This window comes from Brachybacterium squillarum M-6-3 (assembly GCF_000225825.1).
Taxonomy (GTDB): Bacteria; Actinomycetota; Actinomycetes; order Actinomycetales; family Dermabacteraceae; genus Brachybacterium; species Brachybacterium squillarum.
In genome coordinates this window covers 1,281,600-1,302,027 of sequence record NZ_AGBX01000001.1, presented here as the reverse complement: position 1 = coordinate 1,302,027, position 20,428 = coordinate 1,281,600, and the positions used below count along the sequence as shown (strand labels likewise).

At 73.2% G+C, this 20,428-nt stretch carries 16 protein-coding genes; 3 read left to right on the top strand and 13 right to left on the bottom strand.

Annotation, left to right across the window (positions count from 1 at the left end; genetic code table 11):
• Window positions 1-14 precede the first annotated feature (14 nt).
• From OM98_RS14805 to OM98_RS05680, 9 genes are all read right to left on the bottom strand, one after another.
• Window positions 15-944 (bottom strand): class I SAM-dependent methyltransferase, encoded by a 930-nt coding sequence (locus tag OM98_RS14805; RefSeq protein WP_010533641.1) that lies wholly within the window; start codon window positions 942-944, stop codon window positions 15-17.
• A 163-nt stretch (window positions 945-1,107) separates the two neighbouring features.
• A complete protein-coding gene (locus tag OM98_RS05715) occupies window positions 1,108-3,015 on the bottom strand; it encodes an ABC transporter ATP-binding protein (protein ID WP_010533640.1) in 1,908 nt (635 codons plus the stop codon).
• 78 nt (window positions 3,016-3,093) lie between these two features.
• A complete protein-coding gene (locus OM98_RS05710; RefSeq protein ID WP_010533639.1) occupies window positions 3,094-5,181 on the bottom strand; it encodes a heavy metal translocating P-type ATPase in 2,088 nt (695 codons plus the stop codon).
• Window positions 5,178-7,445 carry a heavy metal translocating P-type ATPase gene (locus tag OM98_RS05705; protein ID WP_010533638.1) on the bottom strand — a complete coding sequence of 756 codons (2,268 nt, stop codon included), beginning with the start codon at window positions 7,443-7,445 and terminating at the stop codon, window positions 5,178-5,180. The genes OM98_RS05710 and OM98_RS05705 overlap by 4 nt, the downstream gene beginning before the upstream one ends.
• A 261-nt stretch (window positions 7,446-7,706) precedes the next feature.
• Window positions 7,707-8,633, bottom strand: coding sequence for a Na+-dependent transporter (locus tag OM98_RS05700; protein WP_010533637.1), 927 nt, complete (start codon window positions 8,631-8,633; stop codon window positions 7,707-7,709).
• A gap of 150 nt (window positions 8,634-8,783) precedes the next feature.
• A complete protein-coding gene (locus OM98_RS05695) occupies window positions 8,784-9,428 on the bottom strand; it encodes a response regulator transcription factor (protein ID WP_010533636.1) in 645 nt (214 codons plus the stop codon).
• Window positions 9,425-10,654, bottom strand: a complete 1,230-nt coding sequence (locus tag OM98_RS05690) for an ATP-binding protein (RefSeq protein ID WP_010533635.1) — start codon at window positions 10,652-10,654, stop codon at window positions 9,425-9,427. Before OM98_RS05690 ends, OM98_RS05695 begins: the two co-directional genes overlap by 4 nt.
• Window positions 10,655-10,776: 122 nt before the next feature.
• Window positions 10,777-11,613, bottom strand: a complete 837-nt coding sequence (locus OM98_RS05685) for an ABC transporter permease (RefSeq protein ID WP_010533634.1) — start codon at window positions 11,611-11,613, stop codon at window positions 10,777-10,779.
• Window positions 11,614-11,646: 33 nt separating this feature from the next.
• On the bottom strand, window positions 11,647-12,570 hold the full coding sequence (locus tag OM98_RS05680) for an ABC transporter ATP-binding protein (RefSeq protein ID WP_010533633.1): 924 nt from the start codon (window positions 12,568-12,570) through the stop codon (window positions 11,647-11,649).
• A gap of 205 nt (window positions 12,571-12,775) precedes the next feature.
• Here OM98_RS05680 and OM98_RS05675 point away from each other — a divergent pair, with 205 nt between their 5' ends.
• The gene (locus tag OM98_RS05675; RefSeq protein ID WP_010533632.1) at window positions 12,776-14,287 is read left to right on the top strand and encodes an amidohydrolase; all 1,512 of its coding nucleotides are present in this window, start codon (window positions 12,776-12,778) and stop codon (window positions 14,285-14,287) included.
• Between the two features lie 60 nt (window positions 14,288-14,347).
• Entirely contained in the window at window positions 14,348-15,274 is a 927-nt protein-coding gene (locus OM98_RS05670) for an NADP-dependent oxidoreductase (RefSeq protein WP_010533631.1), read from the top strand.
• Window positions 15,275-15,339: 65 nt separating this feature from the next.
• Here OM98_RS05670 and OM98_RS05665 read toward each other — a convergent pair whose 3' ends face one another.
• Genes OM98_RS05665 through OM98_RS05655 form a run of 3 tightly spaced genes read right to left on the bottom strand, consistent with a single transcriptional unit; the run spans window position 15,340 to window position 18,609 of the window.
• Window positions 15,340-15,729 carry a DoxX family protein gene (locus OM98_RS05665; protein WP_010533630.1) on the bottom strand — a complete coding sequence of 130 codons (390 nt, stop codon included), beginning with the start codon at window positions 15,727-15,729 and terminating at the stop codon, window positions 15,340-15,342.
• 22 nt (window positions 15,730-15,751) lie between these two features.
• Window positions 15,752-18,187, bottom strand: coding sequence for a hypothetical protein (locus OM98_RS05660; protein WP_010533629.1), 2,436 nt, complete (start codon window positions 18,185-18,187; stop codon window positions 15,752-15,754).
• A gap of 50 nt (window positions 18,188-18,237) precedes the next feature.
• Window positions 18,238-18,609: a hypothetical protein gene (locus OM98_RS05655; protein ID WP_139017581.1), complete on the bottom strand. Its 372-nt coding sequence runs from the start codon at window positions 18,607-18,609 to the stop codon at window positions 18,238-18,240.
• Window positions 18,610-19,181: 572 nt separating this feature from the next.
• Between OM98_RS05655 and OM98_RS05650 the strand changes: the two genes are divergently transcribed.
• The gene (locus OM98_RS05650) at window positions 19,182-19,460 is read left to right on the top strand and encodes a hypothetical protein (protein WP_010533627.1); all 279 of its coding nucleotides are present in this window, start codon (window positions 19,182-19,184) and stop codon (window positions 19,458-19,460) included.
• Window positions 19,461-19,484: 24 nt separating this feature from the next.
• On the opposite strand, the gene hchA is transcribed toward OM98_RS05650, so the two are convergent.
• Window positions 19,485-20,354: a glyoxalase III HchA gene (gene hchA / locus OM98_RS05645; RefSeq protein ID WP_010533626.1), complete on the bottom strand. Its 870-nt coding sequence runs from the start codon at window positions 20,352-20,354 to the stop codon at window positions 19,485-19,487.
• Between the last annotated feature and the right edge of the window lie 74 nt (window positions 20,355-20,428).

The following is a 20,428-nucleotide window of genomic DNA, read 5'->3' as shown; positions in this document are numbered from 1 at the left end:
GAGGGCGCTGTCGCTCAGACTCCATCCTGTGGACAGATCGTTGCGAGCACCAGCACCACGGTGACGGGGAAGGCGAGGCCTCCGCCCTCAGCGTGTGCCTGCCAGTGGGCGCGGGTGGCCCGGTCGAGCTCGGCGCGACGATCCGGGGGCTGGGCGAGGTACAGCCGCCCCGGCCCGGCGATCCTGGCGCGGATGCCCGCCAGGATGTCCTCCGCGGTGGTGCGCCAGGTCCAGGTGACCTCCTCGGCGCGAAGCACCTGGAGTCCCGCCTGCTCGGCGAGCCTCGCGAGGCCCTCGGGACTGCGGCGGAAGTCCCGCTCGAGAGAGAGCCGGGTGGACGGAGGGGCCACGGCGCCCACCTCGTGCGCGGCGGCCTGGACTGCGCGGAGGTGCGGCCCGGGCTCCGCCGGCCAGATGGTCATCGCGAGACGGCCGCCGGGGGCGAGCACCCGCGCCAGGTCGGCCGTGGTGGCGTGAGGGTCGGGCACGTGGTTGACCAGGAAGTTCGCCGTGACCGCGGAGGCTGACCGGTCGGCGATCGGCAGGGTGGGCGCGGCAGCGTGGAGCACCGCGGCGGTCGACCCGGTGTCAGGTCGCCCGGGCCGTTCGTCCGACCTCGGTGCCGTCCCTGTCTTCCGAGCCGACTCGGTGGAGAGCTGCGCGGAGGGGGACGGCGCGGGTGCGAGCGGCTCCGACCGCGATGGCGGATCGTCGCGACGACCCAGCGCGACTCGGGTCGCCTCCACCATGTCCTCATCCGCGTCCACGGCGGTCACGGCGAGGCCGCGCTGGGCGGCGGCGCGGGCGAGCTCGCCGGTCCCGCAGCCCACGTCGAGCAGGGAATCCGCTGGCACGGTCGCGTCCAGCAGGGTGTCGATCGTGCCGGCGCAGAGGGTCGCGAAGGAGCGGCGATAGGCCTCGGCGGCGCCGGTCCAGGTGCTCATGGCCCCATGGTGCCGCGAGGCCCTGTCCATCCGATGCACCTGAGCGACAGGTCGCCTGTCATATCCACGCGACCTGTCACCTGAGTCCATCCGATGGACAGGCCCCGACGTGACCGGCGTGCGGCGTCGACTCGCGCGGGGCAGGGCCGCCCCGGCGCCGGGCTCAGCCGGTGATGCCGTACTTGGCCAGGCGCTTGGTCTGGCCGGAGTCCTGCAGCGCCAGCAGCTGGGCGTAGATGCCGCCGGTGGTCGCGAGCTCGGCCGGGGAGCCGATCTCGTCGATGCGGCCCTCGTCCAGGGTGATGATGCGGTCCACCGCCGCGATGGTGGAGAGGCGGTGGGCGATGATCAGGGAGGTGCGGCCCTCCATCAGCTCGTCCAGGCCCTTCTGCACCTGCCGCTCGGCCTTCGTGTCCAGCGCCGAGGTGGCCTCGTCGAGCACCAGCAGCGGGGCGTCCTTGAGGATCGCGCGGGCCACGGCGATGCGCTGCCGCTGGCCGCCGGAGAGCTTGAGGCCCCGCTCGCCGATGATCTGCTCGTAGCCGGCGGGGAAGCGACGGATGAAGGTGTCGGCGTTGGCGCGGCGTGCGGCGGCCTCGATCTCCTCCTCGCCGGCGCCGGGTCGGCCGTAGGCGATGTTCTCGGCGATGGTGCCGGAGAACAGCGAGGCGTCCTGGAAGACCACACCGATGCGGGAGCGCAGCACGTCCAGCGGCAGGTCGGCGCTGTCGTGGCCCACCACCTCGACCGCACCCTCGCGCGGCTCGTACAGCCCGAGCAGCAGGTTCACGATGGTCGACTTGCCGCCTCCGGACTCCCCCACCAGGGCGACCTTCTCGCCGCGGGCCACGGCGAAGTCGATGTCGTGCAGCACGTCGGCATCGCCCTCGTAGGCGAAGTCGACGTGCCGGAAGGCGACCACGGGGGCTCCCGCGACCGGGTGCAGCGCCGCCTCGTCGGGATGCTCCGAAAGCGTCGTCAGACCGCCGGTCCGGGTGCCGGGCTCGTCGCCGTCGGCCGCCCCGGAGCGTGCGTCGGCGCCGGCCGTGTCGCGCACCCCCACCCGGGCGGCGAGCATCGCGGCGGTGCGCTCGTCGATGGGGGTCTCCATCACCCGGAAGTAGTCCTTGGAGCCGGCGATCGCGCGCTGCGAGGAGTCGACGACCCAGCTCATGGACTGCACCGGCTGGCGCGCCATCGACATCAGCTGGATCAGCAGCACCATCTCGCCGAGCGTGAAGGCGCCCTGCACGGTGCGCACGAAGATGATCGCGTAGACCCCGAAGAACACGAGGTTCAGGGCGGCGCGACGCAGCACGTCCATGCGGTGCCAGTGGGTGGACTGGGCGCGGGTGGTGGCGTCGGTGGACCAGAAGCGGCGGGAGAAGTCGCTCAGCTCGGAACGCTCCCGCACGAAGGACTTCACGACCCGGATCTGGCCGATGACCTCGGCGAAGCGACCGGAGGCGATGTCGACCTGCTCGTTCTTCTCGCCCTCCAGCTTCTGCCACTTCACCGAGGTCAGCGAGGTCAGCCAGACGTAGACCGGGAAGACGATGAGCAGCAGCACCGCGAGCGGCCAGTAGTAGTAGGCGGAGATGCCCAGCACCGCGACCGTCGTGATCAGCATGGTGGCGAAGCTGTTCGACATGGTCTTGGCGAACATCGAGATCTCGGCGATGGAGCGGTTCAGCCGCGCCACGATGGTGCCGGTCAGCTCGGCATCGAACCAGCGCTGCGGGAGGTGCAGCAGCTTGTCGTAGTAGCGCACCGAGAGGATGGTGCGCAGCCGGTTGCTCATCACGTCGCCGAACCAGCCGCCGACGTTGGAGACCACCGTGTTCACCAGCTCCACCGCCAGCAGCACCAGGGCCAGCAGGATCACGGCGCGGACGGCGTCGCCCGCGCTCATCTCGCCGTTGACGGCGGAGGTCACCACGTCGGTGGCGCGGCCGATGATGAACGGCACCGCGAGGCCCGCCAGTGCCGTCAGCACGGAGCAGACGACGATCGCGAGGTACAGGGGGTTCAGGGAGCGGGTGAAACGGATGATCCGGAGGAGGGAGGACACGGGCTCAGCGTAGGGGCAGGGTCCGACGGTTCCGGCACCGGTGAGGCGAGGTTCGCGGGGCGCGCAATGCAGCCCTCCTCACCGCACCGGCGCGACCGCCTCCGCGCTGAGGTCCACCCGCCGCAGCAGCTGCGCGTTCAGCGCCACCACCACGGTGGACAGAGACATGAGGATGGCGCCGACGCTCATCGGCATCACGAACCCGATCGGGGCGAGCACCCCGGCGGCGAGCGGCACCGAGAGGAGGTTGTACCCGGCCGCCCACCACAGGTTCTGCACCATCTTCCGGTAGGCGGCCGCGGAGAGTTCGCGCACCACGACCACGCCGCGCGGGTCGGAGCTCGCGAGCACCACCCCGGCGGAGCCGATCGCGACATCGGTGCCGGCGCCGATGGCGAGGCCGACGTCGGCGCGGGCGAGCGCCGGGGCGTCGTTCACGCCGTCGCCGACCATCGCGACCCTGCGGTCCTCCTCCTGCAGGGCGGCGACCTGCCCGGCCTTGTCCTCGGGGCGCACCCCGGCGTGGACCCGGTCGATGCCGAGCTCGCGGGCGACGCTGCGGGCCACGGCCTCGGCGTCGCCGGTCATCATGACCACCTCGACGCCGCGCTCGTGCAGGGCGTCGACGGCGGCGCGGGACTCGGGGCGGATCTCGTCGGCCAGCTTCAGCGCCCCGATCACGGCGTCCCCGTCCAGCACGTGCAGGATGATCGCGCCGTCCTCGCGCCAGGTGGCGGCGACGTCCAGTTCGATCGCGCCGTGGGTGTCCAGCAGGTGGGGGCCGCCGACGGCGATCCGTCGGCCCTCGACCAGCGCGGTGACGCCGGAGCCGGCGTCGGTGGTGACCTCGGTGGCGCGGGGCACGTCGAGGTCGCGCTGCTCGGCGGCGCGGCGGATCGCCTGCGCCAGCGGGTGCTCGCTCTCGGACTCGGCGGCGGCCGCGAGGGCCAGCAGCCGCTCCTCGTCGGGGCCGGCATCCGCGGCCGGGTGGACCTCGAGCACGGTCGGCTCGCCGCGGGTGAGGGTGCCGGTCTTGTCGAACACGACGGTGTCGACGGTGCGCAGGGACTCCAGCGCGAGGCGGTCGGTGACCAGCACCCCGGCGCGGGCGGCCTTCTCGGTGGAGATGGCCACGACCAGCGGGATCGCGAGGCCCAGGGCGTGGGGGCAGGCGATCACGAGGACGGTGATGGCGCGGGTGACGGCGTCGTCGGGGGTGCCGAGCAGCGACCAGGCGATCACGGTGATCACGGCGGCGCCGAGGGCGTACCAGAACAGCAGGGCGGCGGCGCGGTCGGCGAGGCGCTGGGCGCGGGAGCTGGAGCTCTGGGCGTCGGCCACCAGGCGCTGGATGCCGGCGAGCGCGGTGTCCTCGCCGACGCCGGTGATCTCCACGCGCAGGGAGGCATCGGTGGCGACGGTCCCGGCGACGACGTCCTCGCCCTCGCCGCGGCGGACGGGCACGGACTCGCCGGTGATCATCGATTCGTCCATCGCGGCGCCGCCGGACACGATCCGGCCGTCGGCGGGCACGGAGGCGCCGGGACGCACGAGCACCCGGTCGCCGACGGTGAGGTCTGCGGGGGCCACCTCGACCAGCGTTTCTTCGCCGCCCGAGTCCTCGAGTCGTTCGGCGGTGTCGGGCAGCAGCGCGGCCAGGGAGTCCAAGGCGGAGGACGTGCTGGCCAAGGACCGCATCTCCACCCAGTGCCCCAGCAGCATGATGACCACCAGCAGGGCCAGCTCCCACCAGAAGTCGAGCTCGGCGTCGAGCAGGCCCAACGAGGAGCCCAGTGAGGCGAGGTAGGCGACGGTGATCGCGAGTCCGATGAGCAGCATCATCCCGGGCGCGCGGGCGCGGATCTCGGAGACGGCGCCGGTCAGGAACGGTTTGCCGCCCCAGACGTACATGACGGTGCCGAGGACCGGGGAGATCCAGGGGACGATCCCGGTGGTGGGCAGCATGTAGCCGAGGAGGTGGGCGAACATCGCGTCGAAGGCGACGACGGGGATCGCCAGGGCCAGCATGATCCAGAACAGCCGGCCGAACATCGCGGCGTGGCCGCCGTGCCCGGAGTGGCCGTCATGACCGGAGTGGCCGTCATGACCGGAGTGGTCGCCGTGACCGGAGTGGTCGCCGTGACCGGTGTGGTCGTGCTCGTTCATCGCGCCTCCCCCGCCCCGGAACGGGAGCGCACGCCGCGCAGGCGCAGGCTGTTGCTCACCACGAACACGCTGGAGAAGGCCATCGCGGCGCCGGCCAGCATCGGGTTCAGCAGGCCCAGCGCGGCCACCGGGATCGCGGCGGCGTTGTAGGCGAAGGCCCAGAACAGGTTGCCCTTGATCGTGCCGAGGGTGCGACGGGACAGGTGGATGGCGTCGACGGCGGAACGCAGGTCGCCGCGCACCAGGGTGATGTCGGCGGCCTCGATGGCGACGTCGGTGCCGGTGCCCATCGCCATGCCGAGGTCGGCGGCGGCGAGCGCGGGGGCGTCGTTCACGCCGTCCCCGACCATCGCGACGACCTTCCCCTCGGTCTGCAGTGCGGTCACGGCCTCGACCTTGTCCTCGGGCATGACCTCGGCGATGACCCGCTCGATGCCGACCTCGGCGGCGACGGCACGGGCGACGGCCGTATGGTCGCCGGTCAGCAGCACCGGCTCGAGGCCCTGGGCGCGCAGCCCGGCGATGGCCTCGGCGCTGGTGGGCTTCACCCCGTCGGCCACGGCGAGCAGGCCGCGCACCCGACCGTCCCAGGCGACCGGCACGGTGGTGCGGCCGACAGCGCGGGCTCGGTCCTGGGCGGCGATCAGGGCGGCGTCGGCGTCCTGGAGGGAGATGCCGCGGCCGACCTGCACCTCGGTGCCGTCGACGGTGCCGCGGGCGCCCTGCCCCGGGAGGTTCGTGAAGTCGGTGACCTCGGGCAGGGTGCCGAGCTCGGTGCGGGCGGCCTCGGCGACGGCGCGGGCGATGGGGTGCTCGGAGGCGGCCTCGACGGCGCCGGCGCGGCGCAGCAGCTCGGCCCGGTCGGTCCCCTCGGCGGGGACGGCCTCCTGCAGGGTCATGGTGCCGGTGGTGACGGTGCCGGTCTTGTCCAGCACGATCGTGTCGACGCGGCGGGTGGACTCGAGCACCTCGGGGCCCTTGATGAGCACGCCGAGCTGGGCGCCGCGGCCGGTGCCGACCAGCAGCGCCGTCGGGGTCGCCAGGCCCAGCGCGCAGGGGCAGGCGATGATCAGCACCGCGACGGTCGCGGTGACGGCGGTGGCCAGCGGGTGGCCGGTGACCAGCCAGGCCACCAGGGTCACGGCGGCGATGACCAGCACGATCGGCACGAACACGGAGGCGACCCGGTCGGCCAGACGCTGCACGGCGGCCTTGCCGGACTGGGCGTCCTCCACCAGCTTCGCCATCCTCGCGAGCTGGGTGTCGGCGCCGACGCGGGTGGCACGGACGATCAGGCGCCCGCCGGCGTTGACGGTGCCGCCGGTGACCTCCTCACCCTCGGCGACCTCGACGGGCACGGACTCGCCGGTGATCATCGAGCGGTCGACGGCGCTGGAGCCGGAGACGACCTGCCCGTCGGTGGCGATGGTCTGACCGGGGCGGACGACGAACTCCTCCCCCACGGCGAGCTGCTCGACGGGGATGGTCTGCTCGCGGCCCTCGCGCAGCACTGCGACCTGCTTGGCGCCGAGCCGCAGCAGGGCGCGCAGGGCCGCGCCGGCCTGCCGCTTGGAGCGGGTCTCGAGGTAGCGGCCGAGCAGCACGAAGGTGATGACCCCGGCGGCGACCTCGAGGTAGATGCTGCTCAGGCCGTCGCTGCGCTGCAGGGTGAGGCTGAAGCCGTGGTGCATGCCGGGCTCGCCCGCGGTGCCGAGGAACAGCGCGACGACGGACCAGAGGAAGGCGGCGGAGGTGCCGAGCGAGACCAGGGTGTCCATGGTGGCGGCGCCGTGGCGGAGGTTGATCAGGGCCGCGCGGTGGAAGGGCCAACCGGCCCAGACCACGACGGGCGCGGCCAGCACGAGCGAGGCGAAGCCCCAGTAGTCGAACTGGAGCGCGGGGATCATGGCCAGGGCGATCACGGGCACGGTGAGGATCGCGGCACCGATCAGCCGCTGGCGGAGGCTCCGCAGCTCGGGGTCCTCGTCCTCGTCGGCCTGCGACTCGACGGGGTCCGGCGCGGGCGGGGTGGGCACCTGGGCGGTGTACCCGGTGCGCTCGACGACGGCGATGAGGTCCTCGGCGGTGGTGCCGGGCGGCACCTGCACGCTGGCCTTCTCGGTCGCATAGTTGACCGAGGCGGTGACCCCCTCGAGCTTGCCCAGCTTCTTCTCGATGCGGGCGGCGCAGCTCGCGCAGGTCATCCCGCCCACCTCGAGGTCGATGACCTGAACGGGCGTGACGGGCTCCGATGCGGTGCTCACGGACTCCTCCTCCGACGTGGCGACGACGCCAGTTTATACCCCCTGGGGGTATCTGTCACGGGCCCCGCGTCCCGCCTCACGCGCCGACCGGACCGGCGCGGGGCGCGTGGCTCACCCCGAGGCGCGAGCTTTTGGTCGGCTGGCTTCCGCTGGTGGAAGGGAGCCGAGGAAAAGCTCAGCCCGCAGGGGCGCGGGCGCGTTCCTCCCAGGGCCAGGGAGGGCGAGGGCCGCTTCCGCCCGGGCCGGTGAGCTCGTCCGGGCTCAGTCGGACTTGGGACCGACGATGCCGAGGAGCACGCCGAGGGTGATCTTCTCCCCATCACGACGGCGGCGCAGGGCGCCCATCACCAGGGCGTAGGGCACCAGCATCACGAAGCCCACCGCGCTGAGCACGAGGATCGCCACCACCACCGAGTCGTCGGTGCCACCGGCACGCGCGACCAGCAGGGCGGCGGCGATGTTGCGCTGGGAGGTGAGGATGGCAGGCCCGTCGGAGACCGTGAGGGAGTCCCCGGCGAGGTCGCCCGCCGCGCGGCCCGTGAAGAAGGCCAGCACTATCAGCCCCACGGCCACCAGCAGCGCCGGGGACATCAGCACGGTGAGCAGCAGCTCGGTGTTCGAGCCGAAGCCGGAGAGGAACATCAGCACGGCCGACACCGCGGCGGTGGAGCCGGCGATGCGGGCCAGCAGGTCGGCCCTGCCGGGCCAGACGGCGGCGATCACGATCCCGGCGATCATCGGGGAGAGCATCGTGCCCAGCAGCAGCCGCGCCACCGCCCAGCCGTGCACGTCCACGTCGCTGAGCAGGAACGGCACCACCAGCGGGATGAAGGCGATCGAGCCGAGCAGCAGCACCGTCATCGGTCCGGCGCTCTCGCCGTAGGGGATGCGCGCCATCGCGCCGAGCTGCAGCACGAAGGGCGCCCCCGCGGCGCACAGGGCGATGATGAAGCCCTCCCCCGTCTGCTCGGGCAGCAGCCCGTTGAGCAGGCCGATGATGAGGGTGCCGACGGCGGGGACGACCACGAAGTTCGCGCCGAGCAGGGCGAGCACCGTGCGACGGTCGCGCAGCTGGTTCCGGAAGGACTGCAGCGGGGTGCGCAGGCCCATCGACAACATCGAGGCGATCGCGAATCCGGGCACGCTGATGTGGATCAGCATGGTCAGGACGGATTCGAGCGTGTGCACCACGAAAGCCTACGGGGTCGGCGGCGGGGGCCGCAGGACGGCGGTCGGGGTGGACGGCGACGGCGCCGGGGTCAGGTCCCTCCGCGACCCAGGCGTCGGGTGGACACTCCTCGACGATCGGCGGCGCCCGTTCATCGGAGCGGCCGGGGCTCAGATCCAGCCGTTCTCCGTGGCGGCGCGGACGGCCTCGGCGCGGTTGGTGACGCCGAGCTTCCCGATGGCCGAGGAGATGTGGTTGCGCACCGTCCCCTCGGAGAGGAACACGGCCGCGGCGACCTGGGCGGTGGTGCCCCCGCCTGCGGCAGCCTGCAGCACGGCGGTCTCCTTGCTGCTGAGCGGGTTGGGTCCGGCGGCGAGGGACTGCGCGGCCAGCTCGGGGTCGACGACGCGTAGGCCCTGGTGGACGCGCCGCACGGCGTCGACCAGACGCTCGACGGGGCTGTCCTTGACCATGAAGCCGCTGGCCCCGGCCTCAAGGGTGCGGCGCAGGTAGCCGGCGCGGCCGAAGGTGGTCAGGACGATCACGCGGGTGGCGGACCCGGCGTCGCGGAGCCCTTCGGCCACGCCGATGCCGTCGGCCGGGCCGGGGCTGCCGTCGGCGCGGGTGCCGGCGGGCATCTGCACGTCCAGCAGCAGCACGTCGGGGGCGTCGGCGGCGACGAGGTCGCAGGTGGCGGCGCAGTCGGCGGCCTGGCCGACCACCTCGAGGTCGGTCTCCATGGCGAGCAGCGCGGCGAGGCCGCCGCGGAGGATCGCCTGGTCGTCGGCGAGGGCGACACGGATCGGGGTGCTCATGCGGAACCTCCGACGGTCGGGGTGGGCTGGGGGACGGGGAGCGTGGCGAGCAGGCGGGTCCCGGGACGGGAGGGGTCCGTGCCGGGCCGAGCCGCAGCAGCGTCAGAGGCACCGGGCCCCGCACCGTCCGGCTCCTCGGCGGGACCGACGTGCAGCGCACCCCCGGCCTCGGCGACCCGGGCGGCCAGACCCTCCAGCCCGGTGCGGCCGCGCCCCGCGGGGATGCCGACGCCGTCGTCGCGGACCTCCACGGACTCCTCCTCCACGCTGATCGTGCAGGTCGTGGCCCGCGAGTGGCGCACCACGTTGGTGACGCCCTCGCGCACGACGTAGCCGAACAGCTCGGCGCGCTGCTCGTCGAGGGCCGGCAGCGCGACGGGCACCTCCGGCTCGATCCCGGCGGCGGCGAGGACGCTGCGCGCGGAGGCGACCTCCGTGGCGACCCGCACCTGCTGCATGCCGCTGGCGGTGGCCCGGGTGTCGGCGAGGGACTGCCGGGAGAGGCGCTCGATCTCGGCGAGCTGCGCGCGGGCCGCCTCCGGGTCGGCGTCGATGAGGCGCTGGGCGAGCTGGGCGGAGACCGTGATGGTGGTCAGCGAGTGGCCGAGGATGTCGTGCAGGTCCCGTCCGATGCGCTCGCGCTCGGCGGCGACGGCCAGCACGGCGTTGCGCTGCTCGACGGTCTCCAGCTGCTCCTTCAGGATGTCCCGTTCGATGGCGCTGCCGATGCCGATGGCGAGGGCCATGCCCATCGCGGCGAGGACCACGGCGACCAGGTTCTCGCTGATCAGACCGCCGATGATCACGGCCGCCGTCAGCAGCACCACGGTCGGGCGGGCCCAGCGCTGCGGCAGCAGCATGCCGTGCAGCATCTGCATGTACATGACCAGGTAGAGCGTGCCGGGCCCGATCAGCAGGGCCAGCAGGCCCATGATCAGCCAGCTCGCCGCGAGCCAGCGGCGGCGGTCCCGCGGCGGGTAGGCGCGGATGCCGGTGCTGCCCAGGAACAGCAGCGCGAAGACCAGCACCAGGACGGTGACGCCCGCGGCGCGCCACGGCGGCCCGGCGATCCATGCCGGGATCAGCGTGTAGAGCATGAACAGCAGCGGCGGGCCGGTGTAGAGCATCGCCTGGGACTCGACGGCCGCCCGTGCCACGCCGCGCGGCGTGAGGGGGTGGGGGCGCTCGGTGATGTCCTGGAAGTGCGGGGAGGGCCGACGGGGCACGGGGCTCTCCTTCCGGGTCGGGTCCGCGGGGGACGCTCGCTGGGGTGATTCTGGCAGGCCGGGCGACGACCCGAGGCTCCCGGTCGGGCACCGGGATCCTCGGGCGGAGCGGATGCTCGCGGTCAGCGCCGGGAGGCGGCGCGGGTGGCGCGGCGCAGCAGCAGCGCGCACAGCAGGCCGAGCCCGAGAGTCCAGCCGCCCAGCACCGCCAGGGCCATCAGCGATCCCTCGCCGGCGCCGATGCCCCAGGAGCCGAGCTGTCCGACCCAGTAGGTGGGGGTGAGGCGGGAGACGGTGAGGGTCCAGTCGGGGAACATCTCCAGCGGGAACCAGAGGCCGCCGAGCAGGGCCAGCAGCAGGGAGCCGATGGTGGTCACGGCGCTGACGGCGCTGGGCTTGAGCGCGAGGCCGATGGCCAGGCCCAGCAGCACCAGCGGCAGCATCGCGATCCACAGCAGGCCGAGGGTGCGCAGGGCGACGGGCCAGGTCAGCTCCACCCCGGCCACCAGCACACCGGCGAGGAACACACCGATCAGCGCGGGCAGCACCACGACCATCGCGGCGACCAGCTTGCCGATCACGAAGCTGCGGGGGGTCAGCCCGGCCACCGTGAGCTGACGGAGCCAGCCGCTCGCCCGCTCCAGTTGGATCATCGAGCCGGCGTTCAGCGCCGCACCGAGGCCGCCGTAGGCCGCCATGTTGGTCATCAGCACGGCGCCGACGGTGGCGTCCCCGGCGCTGTAGTCCCCGTACATCGCGTCCAGCAGCAGGAACATGATGATCGGCAGCGCCACCGTGAAGAACACGAACATGCCGTTGCGGAGGGTGAGCACCGTGGTCATGCCCGTGTAGCGAATGGTGCGGCGGGTGTCGGAGACCCGGGGCCGCGAGGGTCGCTCGGCGGGCGAGCTGGGGACGAGGGTGGTGCGGTCGGCTGAGGTCAGGTCGGCGGTGGTCATGGCGTCCTCCTGGACAGGGGTGGGGTGTGGGGGTCAGTGGCTTGTGAGCTGGACGAAGGCCTCTTCGAGGCTGGGCTGGGAGACCGCGAGGTCGCGGACCCTGCCCTCGGCGCCCGGCCCGCCGGGGGCGAACAGCGCCGCGAGGGTGGCGTCGGAGTCCCGGGAGGAGAGGTGCAGCCGGCCGTCCTCGAGGAGGTCCACCGAGGTGACGCCGGCCAGGCGGGCCAGGTCGTCCACCGTCTCGGGTCCGTCGAGGGGGACGAGGGTGATGGCACGGCCGCCGATGCGGGACTTGATCTCGGCGCCGGTGCCGTCGGCGACCACCCGGCCGCGGTCCATGACCACGACGCGGGCGGCCTGCTGGTCGGCCTCCTCGAGGTAGTGGGTGGCGAAGACGATGGTGCGGCCCTCGGCGGCGACGGCCCGCATGCGCTCCCAGAAGCGGCGGCGGGTCTCGACGTCCATCGCGACGGTGGGCTCGTCCAGCAGCATCACCTCGGGGTCGGGCAGCAGGGCGAGGGCGAAGCGCACCCGCTGGGCCTCGCCGCCGGAGAGCTTGGAGGTGTTGCGGCGCAGCAGCGGGGCGATGTCGGCGCGCTCGATCACGTCGTCCAGGGGCAGCGGGTGCGCGCAGACGCCGGCGACCAGGGAGAGCATGGACCGCACGGGGACGTCCTCCAGGAGGGCGCCGTTCTGCAGCATCGCCCCCACCAGTCCCTGCTGGGCGGCCTTGGCGGGGCTCATCCCGGCGACCTGCACGCTGCCGGAGCTGGGGGCGGTGATGCCGAGGATCATCTCGGTGGTGGTGGACTTGCCGGCGCCGTTGGGGCCGAGCAGGGCGAGCATCTGGCCGCGGGGGACGGAAAGGTCGAGGTGGTCGACGGCCGTCAGCTCGCCGAAGGACTTGACCAGGTCGCGGATCTCGATGGCGGGGGTGGCGGGGCCGGTGGTGTTCATGGCTCCAGCCTGCGGCGCGGCCGGGTGGTGCCCCCAGGGGGCGTCGTCACGGAGGCGTCATGACAGCTGTCATGGCTCCGGGAGCACGGAGGGGAGAGGGACCGTGCACAGACCTGGCTGTGGTGGTAGGCAGCCTGCATATGTGCACGTTGCCTACCACCACAGCCAGGTCTGTGTACGGGGCGGGGCTGGATAGGCTCGGCGGGTGCTGCTGCGAGACGTCACCCTGCCCGGCTCCTCCGCCGTCACCTCCCTGCGCCTGCGCGACGGCGTAATCGCGGAGATCGGCCCCGGCCTGCCCGCCCACGCCGGCGAGGCCGTGCACGAGGCGGGCGGGGCGCTCGCGATCCCGGGGCTGTGGGACCACCACGTGCACGTGGGCCAGACCGCCCAGGGGTATGCCCGGCTGGACACCGCCGGCATCGCCTCGGTGGACGAGATGCTGCGCCACCTCCACGCGGCCCTGCAGCAGCGCGGGGACGGCCCGGACGCGCTGGTCGGCTTCGGCCACCGCCTGGTGGACATGGCCGGGGAGCCGACCGTCGCGGCCCTGGACGCCGTCACCGGCGAGCGCCGCCCTGTCGTGCTGATCGGCGGGGACGCGCACCACGCCTGGATGAACTCGGCGGCCCTGGCCGGGCTGGGCCTCGCGCCGCGGCGCGGCATCGTCGCCGAGGACGAGTGGTTCGACGCGGTCGCCCATCTGGACGACCTGCCGGGCGTCAGCCGCGACCTCGAGGCCGGCGTCACCCGGATGCAGCAGGACGCCCTGGCCCGCGGCGTGGTGGGCCTGACCGACATGGAGTGGGCGACGAACTGGCGGCTCTGGCAGGGGCGCGAGGCGCGGATGCGGGTGCGCACCGCGACCTACGCCTCCGGCCTGGAGGCCGTGCCCGGCCCGAGCGGCACCCCGCTCGGCTCGGACGGCCTGGTCACGATGGGACCGCTGAAGGTGATCGCCGACGGCTCCCTGGGCTCCCGCTCGGCCTACTGCCGCCACCCCTACGCCTTTTCCGGCCAGCCCGATGCGCATCCGCTCGGCGGCGGCTACGGGGTGCTCTCCGAAGTGGCGGAGGACCTGGTCGCACTGCTGTCGCGAGCCGCCGAACGCGGGCTCGGGGCGGCGGTGCACGCCATCGGCGACGCGGCGGTGGGGGTGGTGCTGGACGCCTTCGCCGCCCACGGGTCGGCGGGTCGGATCGAGCATGCGCAGCTGCTGGCCGACGAGGACGTGGCACGGATGGCGGCGCTCGGGATGCGCGCCTCCGTGCAGCCGGCGCACCTGCTGGACGACCGCGACCCCACCGAGGAGGTGTGGCCGGAGCACGCCGCCGAGTCGTACCGCCTGCGGGACCTGCAGGACGCGGGGGTGGCGCTGCTGATGGGCTCCGACTCCCCCGTCGCCCCCGTCGACCCGTGGCTGGCGATGGCCGCGGCCGTGCACCGTAGCGCCGACGCCCGCGAGGCCTGGTTCCCGGCCCAGCAGCTGCAGCCGGCCGAGGCGCTCGCCGCCTCCACCGACGGCGTGCCCGCGCTGCGGGTGGGCGGCCAGGCGGACGTGGTGCTGCTGGAGGAGGACGTCTTCGCCCCCGTGCCGTGCGGGGCGGACGGGCTGATGCTCGAGCAGGCGGCACGGGAGGCCGCGGCACGGCTGCGAGCGGTGCGGCCGCTGGCGACCGTGGTGGCGGGGGAGCTCGCCGCCACCCGCTGCGCGTGACCCGCGTCGCTGTTCGCCGCAGCCGGAATGCCACCGCCGGATCGCGACGTTGCGGCGGGCATGAAGGCCATCACCTACGCCGAGTACGGCGACCCCAGCGTCCTGTCCCTCACCGATCGCGAGACCCCGAAGGTGGGCCCCGCGGAGGTGCGCATCGCCGTGCGCGCCGCGGGCGTGAACCCCGTGGACTGGAAGATCATGCAGGGCTACCTCGATCCGATCATGAACGTGGACTTCCCCGTCGTGCCGGGCTGGGACGTCGCCGGCGTGGTCGAGGCGGTCGGCCTGGACGTGCCCGAGCTGCAGGTGGGCGACGAGGTCATGGCCTACGGCCGCAAGGACCGCGTGGGCGAGGGCTCCCTCGCCGAGCAGATGACGCTGCCGGTGCGGACCCTGGCCCGCAAGCCCGCCTCGCTGAGCTGGGAGCAGGCCGCCGCGCTGCCGCTCGCGGGCCTCACCGCCTACCAGACCCTGGCCCGGCTGGGCGTCGGCGAGGGCTCGACCGTGCTGATCCACGCGGCCTCCGGCGGCGTCGGCTCCTTCGCCGTGCAGATCGCCCGCCACCTGGGCGCCCGCGTCATCGGCTCCGCCTCCGCGGCGAACGCGGATCGCCTGCGCGAGCTGGGCGCCGAGCCCGTCACCTACGGGGAGGGCCTCGTGGAGCAGGTGCGGGCGCTCGCCCCGGAGGGCGTGGACGCGGTCGCGGACTTCGTCGGCGGGGTGCTCGAGCAGACCCTCGCGGTGCTGGCCGACGGCGGCCGCCACGCCTCGATCACCGACCCCTCCGTGCTGGAGCACGGCGGCCAGTCGATCTGGGTGCGCCACGACCCGGAGGACCTGGCCGTCCTCGCGGAGCTGGTCGACGAGGGCGTGCTCACCGTGGACGTGGCGCGCAGCTTCCCGCTGACCGAGGCGGCCGACGCCTTCCGCGCCTCGATGGACGGGCACACCCGCGGCAAGATCGCGATCCGCGTCAGCGAGAGCTGAGCCGACGCGCGCAGTGGGAGGGCCCCGGACCGTTCACGGTCCGGGGCCCTCCTGCATGTCAGGGATCAGCCGCGGCGGGCGACCCGCAGGGTCTGCACGATGAGCAGGCCCTGGACCGGGAGTCGCCCCCAGGCGATCGCGCGCTTCCGCGGCGCCTCGTGCCGCCAGTCCCAGGCCATCTGCAGGTTCGCGGGGAACACGGCCACGGCCAGGGCGGTGCCGGCGAGCCCGCCGAGCCTCCGGGTGCGGGGCACGGTGAGCAGACCGGCCACGACCAGCTCGGCGACCCCGGAGGCCTCGGTGTAGCGGCGGGCCTCGCCGGGCAGCGCCCGCGGCACGATCCGGTCGAAGTGCTCGGGCTGCGCGAAGTGCAGCACGCCCATCCCGCCGAACAGCGCGGTGAGGAACAGGCGGGTGCCGGTGGCGGGTCGCGGGGCGTCGTCGCGGGTGCTCATCACCCGAGGGTATCGGCGAGGGTCAGCCGCCGTCGCTTGCGGAGTCCTCCCCGAGGACCTGCGCCCGTGCCCCGGCGATCCGGTAGGCGTGCGGGGTCTCGGGGTCCTCCACGAAGGCCACCACGTCGTCGCCGTCGTACAGCAGTCCCATGTCGCAGAACCGACCGTTCTGACCGGGGACCAACGTGGCACCCCACGTCTCCCCGCCGTCGGCGCTGGCCCAGAGGCAACTGCCGACACCCACCTGCACCTCGTCACCGCCCGGGGCATCTGCCGCGCGATCGAGGGTTCCCCAGGCCAGCAGCGCTCCACCGCCGAGGTCGAGCGGGAGGGCCCGCTGCTCGGCGTGGCTCGTCCGGTACGCCTCGCTCGCCGTGCCGTCCGCAGCGATCGTCCAATGGCGGAGGCCGATTCCGGGCCCCTGCTGCATGGCGAGCAGTCCGTCGGGGACGGGGACCACCTGGCTGAAGGTGTACTCGAGGGACTCCCCGTCCACCACCTGAGCGGTCCACCCGGAGTCGCCGCGCACGAAGGTGGCCGAGCGTCTCTCGTCGTCGCCGGACCGGACCCAGCCCACACCGATGAGGGTGCCGTCGATCTCCCCGATGCCGACGATCCTGCTCCCGTGGTCGGCGAGACCGTCGCTGATGGCGTCCAGGTCGATGCTCTCCTCCGCATCGGCCCAGGTCACGCCGTCCGGAGAGGCGAAGATCCGCCCACGGTGAATCGTCGCGTCGCCGTCCTCCTCATCGGCGCTGATCGGCAGGAGGAACCGCTCCCCGTCCCAGAAGGGTTCGCTCACGGAGAGGGATCCCTCCTCGGGCAGCCCCGTCATCTCCTGCCAGTCGCCTCCCTCGATGCTCACCTCGCCGGCCACCCCGGCGGCCGAACCGTCGACCTCGGGACGGCTGATCACGAACCCCACCTCCGCGCTGGGCTGGAGCACCCACGAGGTCCGCTCCCGGGCCAGGGTCTCGTCGAGGTCCCCGCCCTCCACCAGCTTGTCCCCGTCGAGGGCGACCCCGCTCCTCTCGAAGACCTCGACCGAGTGCAGTCGCTGGTCGGATCGGGACTGCCGCCACCCGCTCCGCTCCACCATGGCGGACAACTTCCCGATGAACCCGGCTCGATCCACATCCAGGTTCAGCGGCGTCACGATGTCGACAATGGGGACGAAGGCGTTCTCACCGGCCCGCTGGTCGATCGAGGTGCGGGTGCTGACGACGGCTCCCCCGGGCGATGCCACGGCACTCGCGACCGAGTCCGAGGCGAACACGCCATCGACCTTGTCGGAGACGGTCCACTCCCCCTCCACGGAACGGGTGGCGACGCGGCAGTCGTCGTAGAACGTCACGGCGAGGTACAGCTCGTCGCCGGCGGTGCTCCGCACCGGCGCCCCGGCCTCGACCCTAAGGAAGTCCACCGGGCTGTCGGCGGCGACCTCGCCCGGACCTTCGTAGACCCAGTTCTCCAGCCCGAAGGTGGGCAGCGGGATCTCCTGCTGCTCGAAGGTGGACCCGTCCGTGCTGCTCCACGCGACGGGTCGCGTGGACCGTGGACCGTCCTCGTCCCAGCTGGGGGCCTGCCGATGGGTGCCGATGGCCACGAGCTCCGAGCCGACCGAGACGAGGAACCCGGCGTCGGTGCTGTCGCCCGAGGTCGGAAGGGCCACAGGATCCGACCAGGTGGCCCCGCCGTCGGTGCTGGCAATGGTGTGCGGGGCCCACGACTCCGTCGCGGTCTCGATGTTCACCAGGAGCGTGATGGTCTGCTCGATCCGTGCGATGTGGTTGATGTACCAGTCCTGCTGCTCCGGGATCGACACGGGCTCGAGCTCGGTGAGGGCTCCGTCGTCGGCGACGTCGATGATCCGGAGCTGGTGGGCGTACCGGCCCAGGACGAGCAGGCCGTCGCCCGCGGCGCTCACGCGGTGGAGGTGCTCACCCTCGAGGTCGAGGGACTCCCAGTCGTCCAGAGTGGTCGAGGTGTGCATGGTGACCACGTGCCGGTCCTCGACGATGCGGCGGGCGTAGACCCGGACCCGTTCGGGGCTCTCGTCGACAGTGGTGTCGATCGTCGTGGGATCGACGGGGAGGTCGGTGACGTCCTCGGAGTCCGCGCGGATGACCGCGACGCGCAGCTCCAAGGACTGCTCGAGCGTGGCCAGCGCCGCCGGGGCGTTCGTGTCGCCGACCATGACGCCCCGGAAGCTGGTCAGGGCCGGGTGGGGCGAGACCAGGGAGCCCTCTGTGGTGAAGGGTGTCAGCGTGAGGGGGACGTCGGCGGCGAGAGCTCCGGTGGTCCCGCCGCCGATCTCCCCGATGTCGTCGCAGGAGGAGAGGCCGAGCGCGGCGCCGACGGCGAGGGCGCCGCCCCCGAGGAGACTGCGCCGCCGGGGACGGGACGTCGTGGCGGCGGACAGAGGGCGTCGGGACTGCGGCAGGGGAGTCGGCGTCATCCGCCTATCCGATCACGTGACCTGGGGAAAGTGGGGCGGAGTCCAGATTCTCAGCCTGGGGAGGACTCCCCCGGGATCTGCCCGCGCGGATCGATGATCCGGTACGCGTGCGGGGTGTCGCGGTCCTCGTCCAGGAGCACCAGGTCATCCCCATTGCGCAGCAGGGTGAGGTCCACATCCCTCCCCTGCTGGCCGGGCACGATGGTCGCTCCCCAGGTCTCCCCGCCGTAGGCGCTGGCCGGGAGGCAGGAACCGATCGCAGTCTGCACGTCTTCGGCGTGCTCGTCGCCCTCGGGGTGGTTGACCCAGCCGCTTGCCGGGAGCGCCCCGTCGCCGAGGTCGAGCGGCAGCGACCTGCTCTCGGCATCGGTGGCCCGGTAGTGCTCGGTGGTCGTGCCGTCCGCGGCGATCTCCACCTGCACGGTGTCCGTGCTTCCTTCCGCGGTCAGTGAGCCCTCGGCGAGGATCGGCCCCGGGACGGCGTTGAGCCGTCCGGTGCCTTCGACCCCGTCGGCCAAAGGCCCTCGGTCTACAGCCAGTCCTCGTCCCCGATGCGTGCCCCGGCGACCAGAGGGCCCCAACTGCCGTCATCCTCCTGATGGATCGCCAGGGCGAGCGCGAGGTCATCACGCAGGGAGTGCACGCGGAGACTGGGTTCCTCCGTCAGCTCGTGGGAAGGCCGGCCGCCTGCACCAGCCGGTCCGCATCGACGGCAAGGAGCCGGTACCTGAACAACTCGGGGAGGAGATCAGCTCTGACGAACGGGACAGGTCGATCCATGACCAGGCCATGACGCCTCACGGCGGCCCGGCGAAGTCCCTCCCCGTGTCGCCATGGTCACCGATTCCGAGGCCAGGAGATTCCCGGAGTTCTGGTCGGCGATGATCCATTCCCCGTCGCCGACGCGGACGATCGAGGCGGCGGTCGTCCCGTCGGCCGTGGTCGGCAGAGCCCGGGATCGCTCCAGCTGGACCAGCCATCGGGGCTGAGCACGATGCTCGGCACGCTGTCGCCCTCCTCCGGGCTCACGGTGATCAGCAGAGCGATCCGATCGTCGACCCGAGCGACCAGCTCCACCTCACCTGTCGACGCCTACCTGATCGAGCGCGCGCTCCCCGAGCCGGACCGCACCGGCGCGCCCGGGGAGGCGACGCTGATGGTCGCCAAGCGCTACCGCTCCGCGCGGCACTCCTCCTTCCACCGCTCCGCCGCGTACACGGAGGGGCGGCGGGTGAAGGACTTCCGGGAGGCGCGGGCGGCGGACCCCCGCTGAGGGCGGGCCCGCCGCCGGTCGGTCTCAGGAGCCGAAGCGCTCCAGCAGGGCGGCGACGGAGTCCTTGCCGAGCTGGTTCGCGGCGAGCGGCGAGTCGCCGGTGAGGACGTTGCGGTCGCGGTGGGTCGCGCCGGTCATGTCGTCGTTCAGCACCGTGAGCCCCTGCGCGGTGAGGGCCTCACCGAGCGCCCAGGGCATGCGACCGGGCAGGTAGCCGATCTCCAGGTTCGCTCCGGCGTCCAGGCCGTCGGGGAAGGAGACGATCTCGTAGCCGGCCAGCGGGTTCGTCTCCCGCCCGAGGCCGCCCGCGATGAAGGCGGCGGGGCCGTGGCACAGGGAGATGATCAGCCGGTCCTCGGTGAGGAAGCGATCCAGCGCGTCCCGCACCAGGGTGGAGGCGGGGATGCCGAGCATGGCGCCGTGCCCGCCGGGCACGAAGAAGGCGGCGTAGTCCTCGAGGTCGCCGTCCAGCACCTCGGCGAGCGCACGCGGCGCCTTGACCTGGTCGGCGAGGCGCTCCCAGGTGCGGGCGACGGCCTCGTCCTCGTGGGGGTAGGCCCACCACTCGAACTTGCCGGGGGCGCCGGTGAGGGTGGCGACCTCGATCTCGAAGCCGGCCTCGGCCATGTGGTGGATCGGCAGCAGGGTCTCGACGGGATGGTTGCCGGTGGAGAAGAAGCGCCCGTTCTGCATCAGCATGTAGCGCTCCTCGGTGGCCAGCACCAGGATCTTCCAGCGGCCCGCGGTGGTGGCGTCGGTGGAGAGGCCGTCGAAGTCGGTGCGCGGCGCGGTGTACTGGCTGAGCGAGTACGGGGAGGGGAAGAAGGCCTGGTCCTCGGCGGTATCGGGCGTGGGCTCGCGGTCCTGGGCGTCGGCGGTGGGGGTGGTGGACACGGGTGCCTCCTGGGGTGGTGCGGTTCCCGGACCCGGGGTGACGGGGCCGGCCGGGCGTCCTCGCGGGGGCCCGG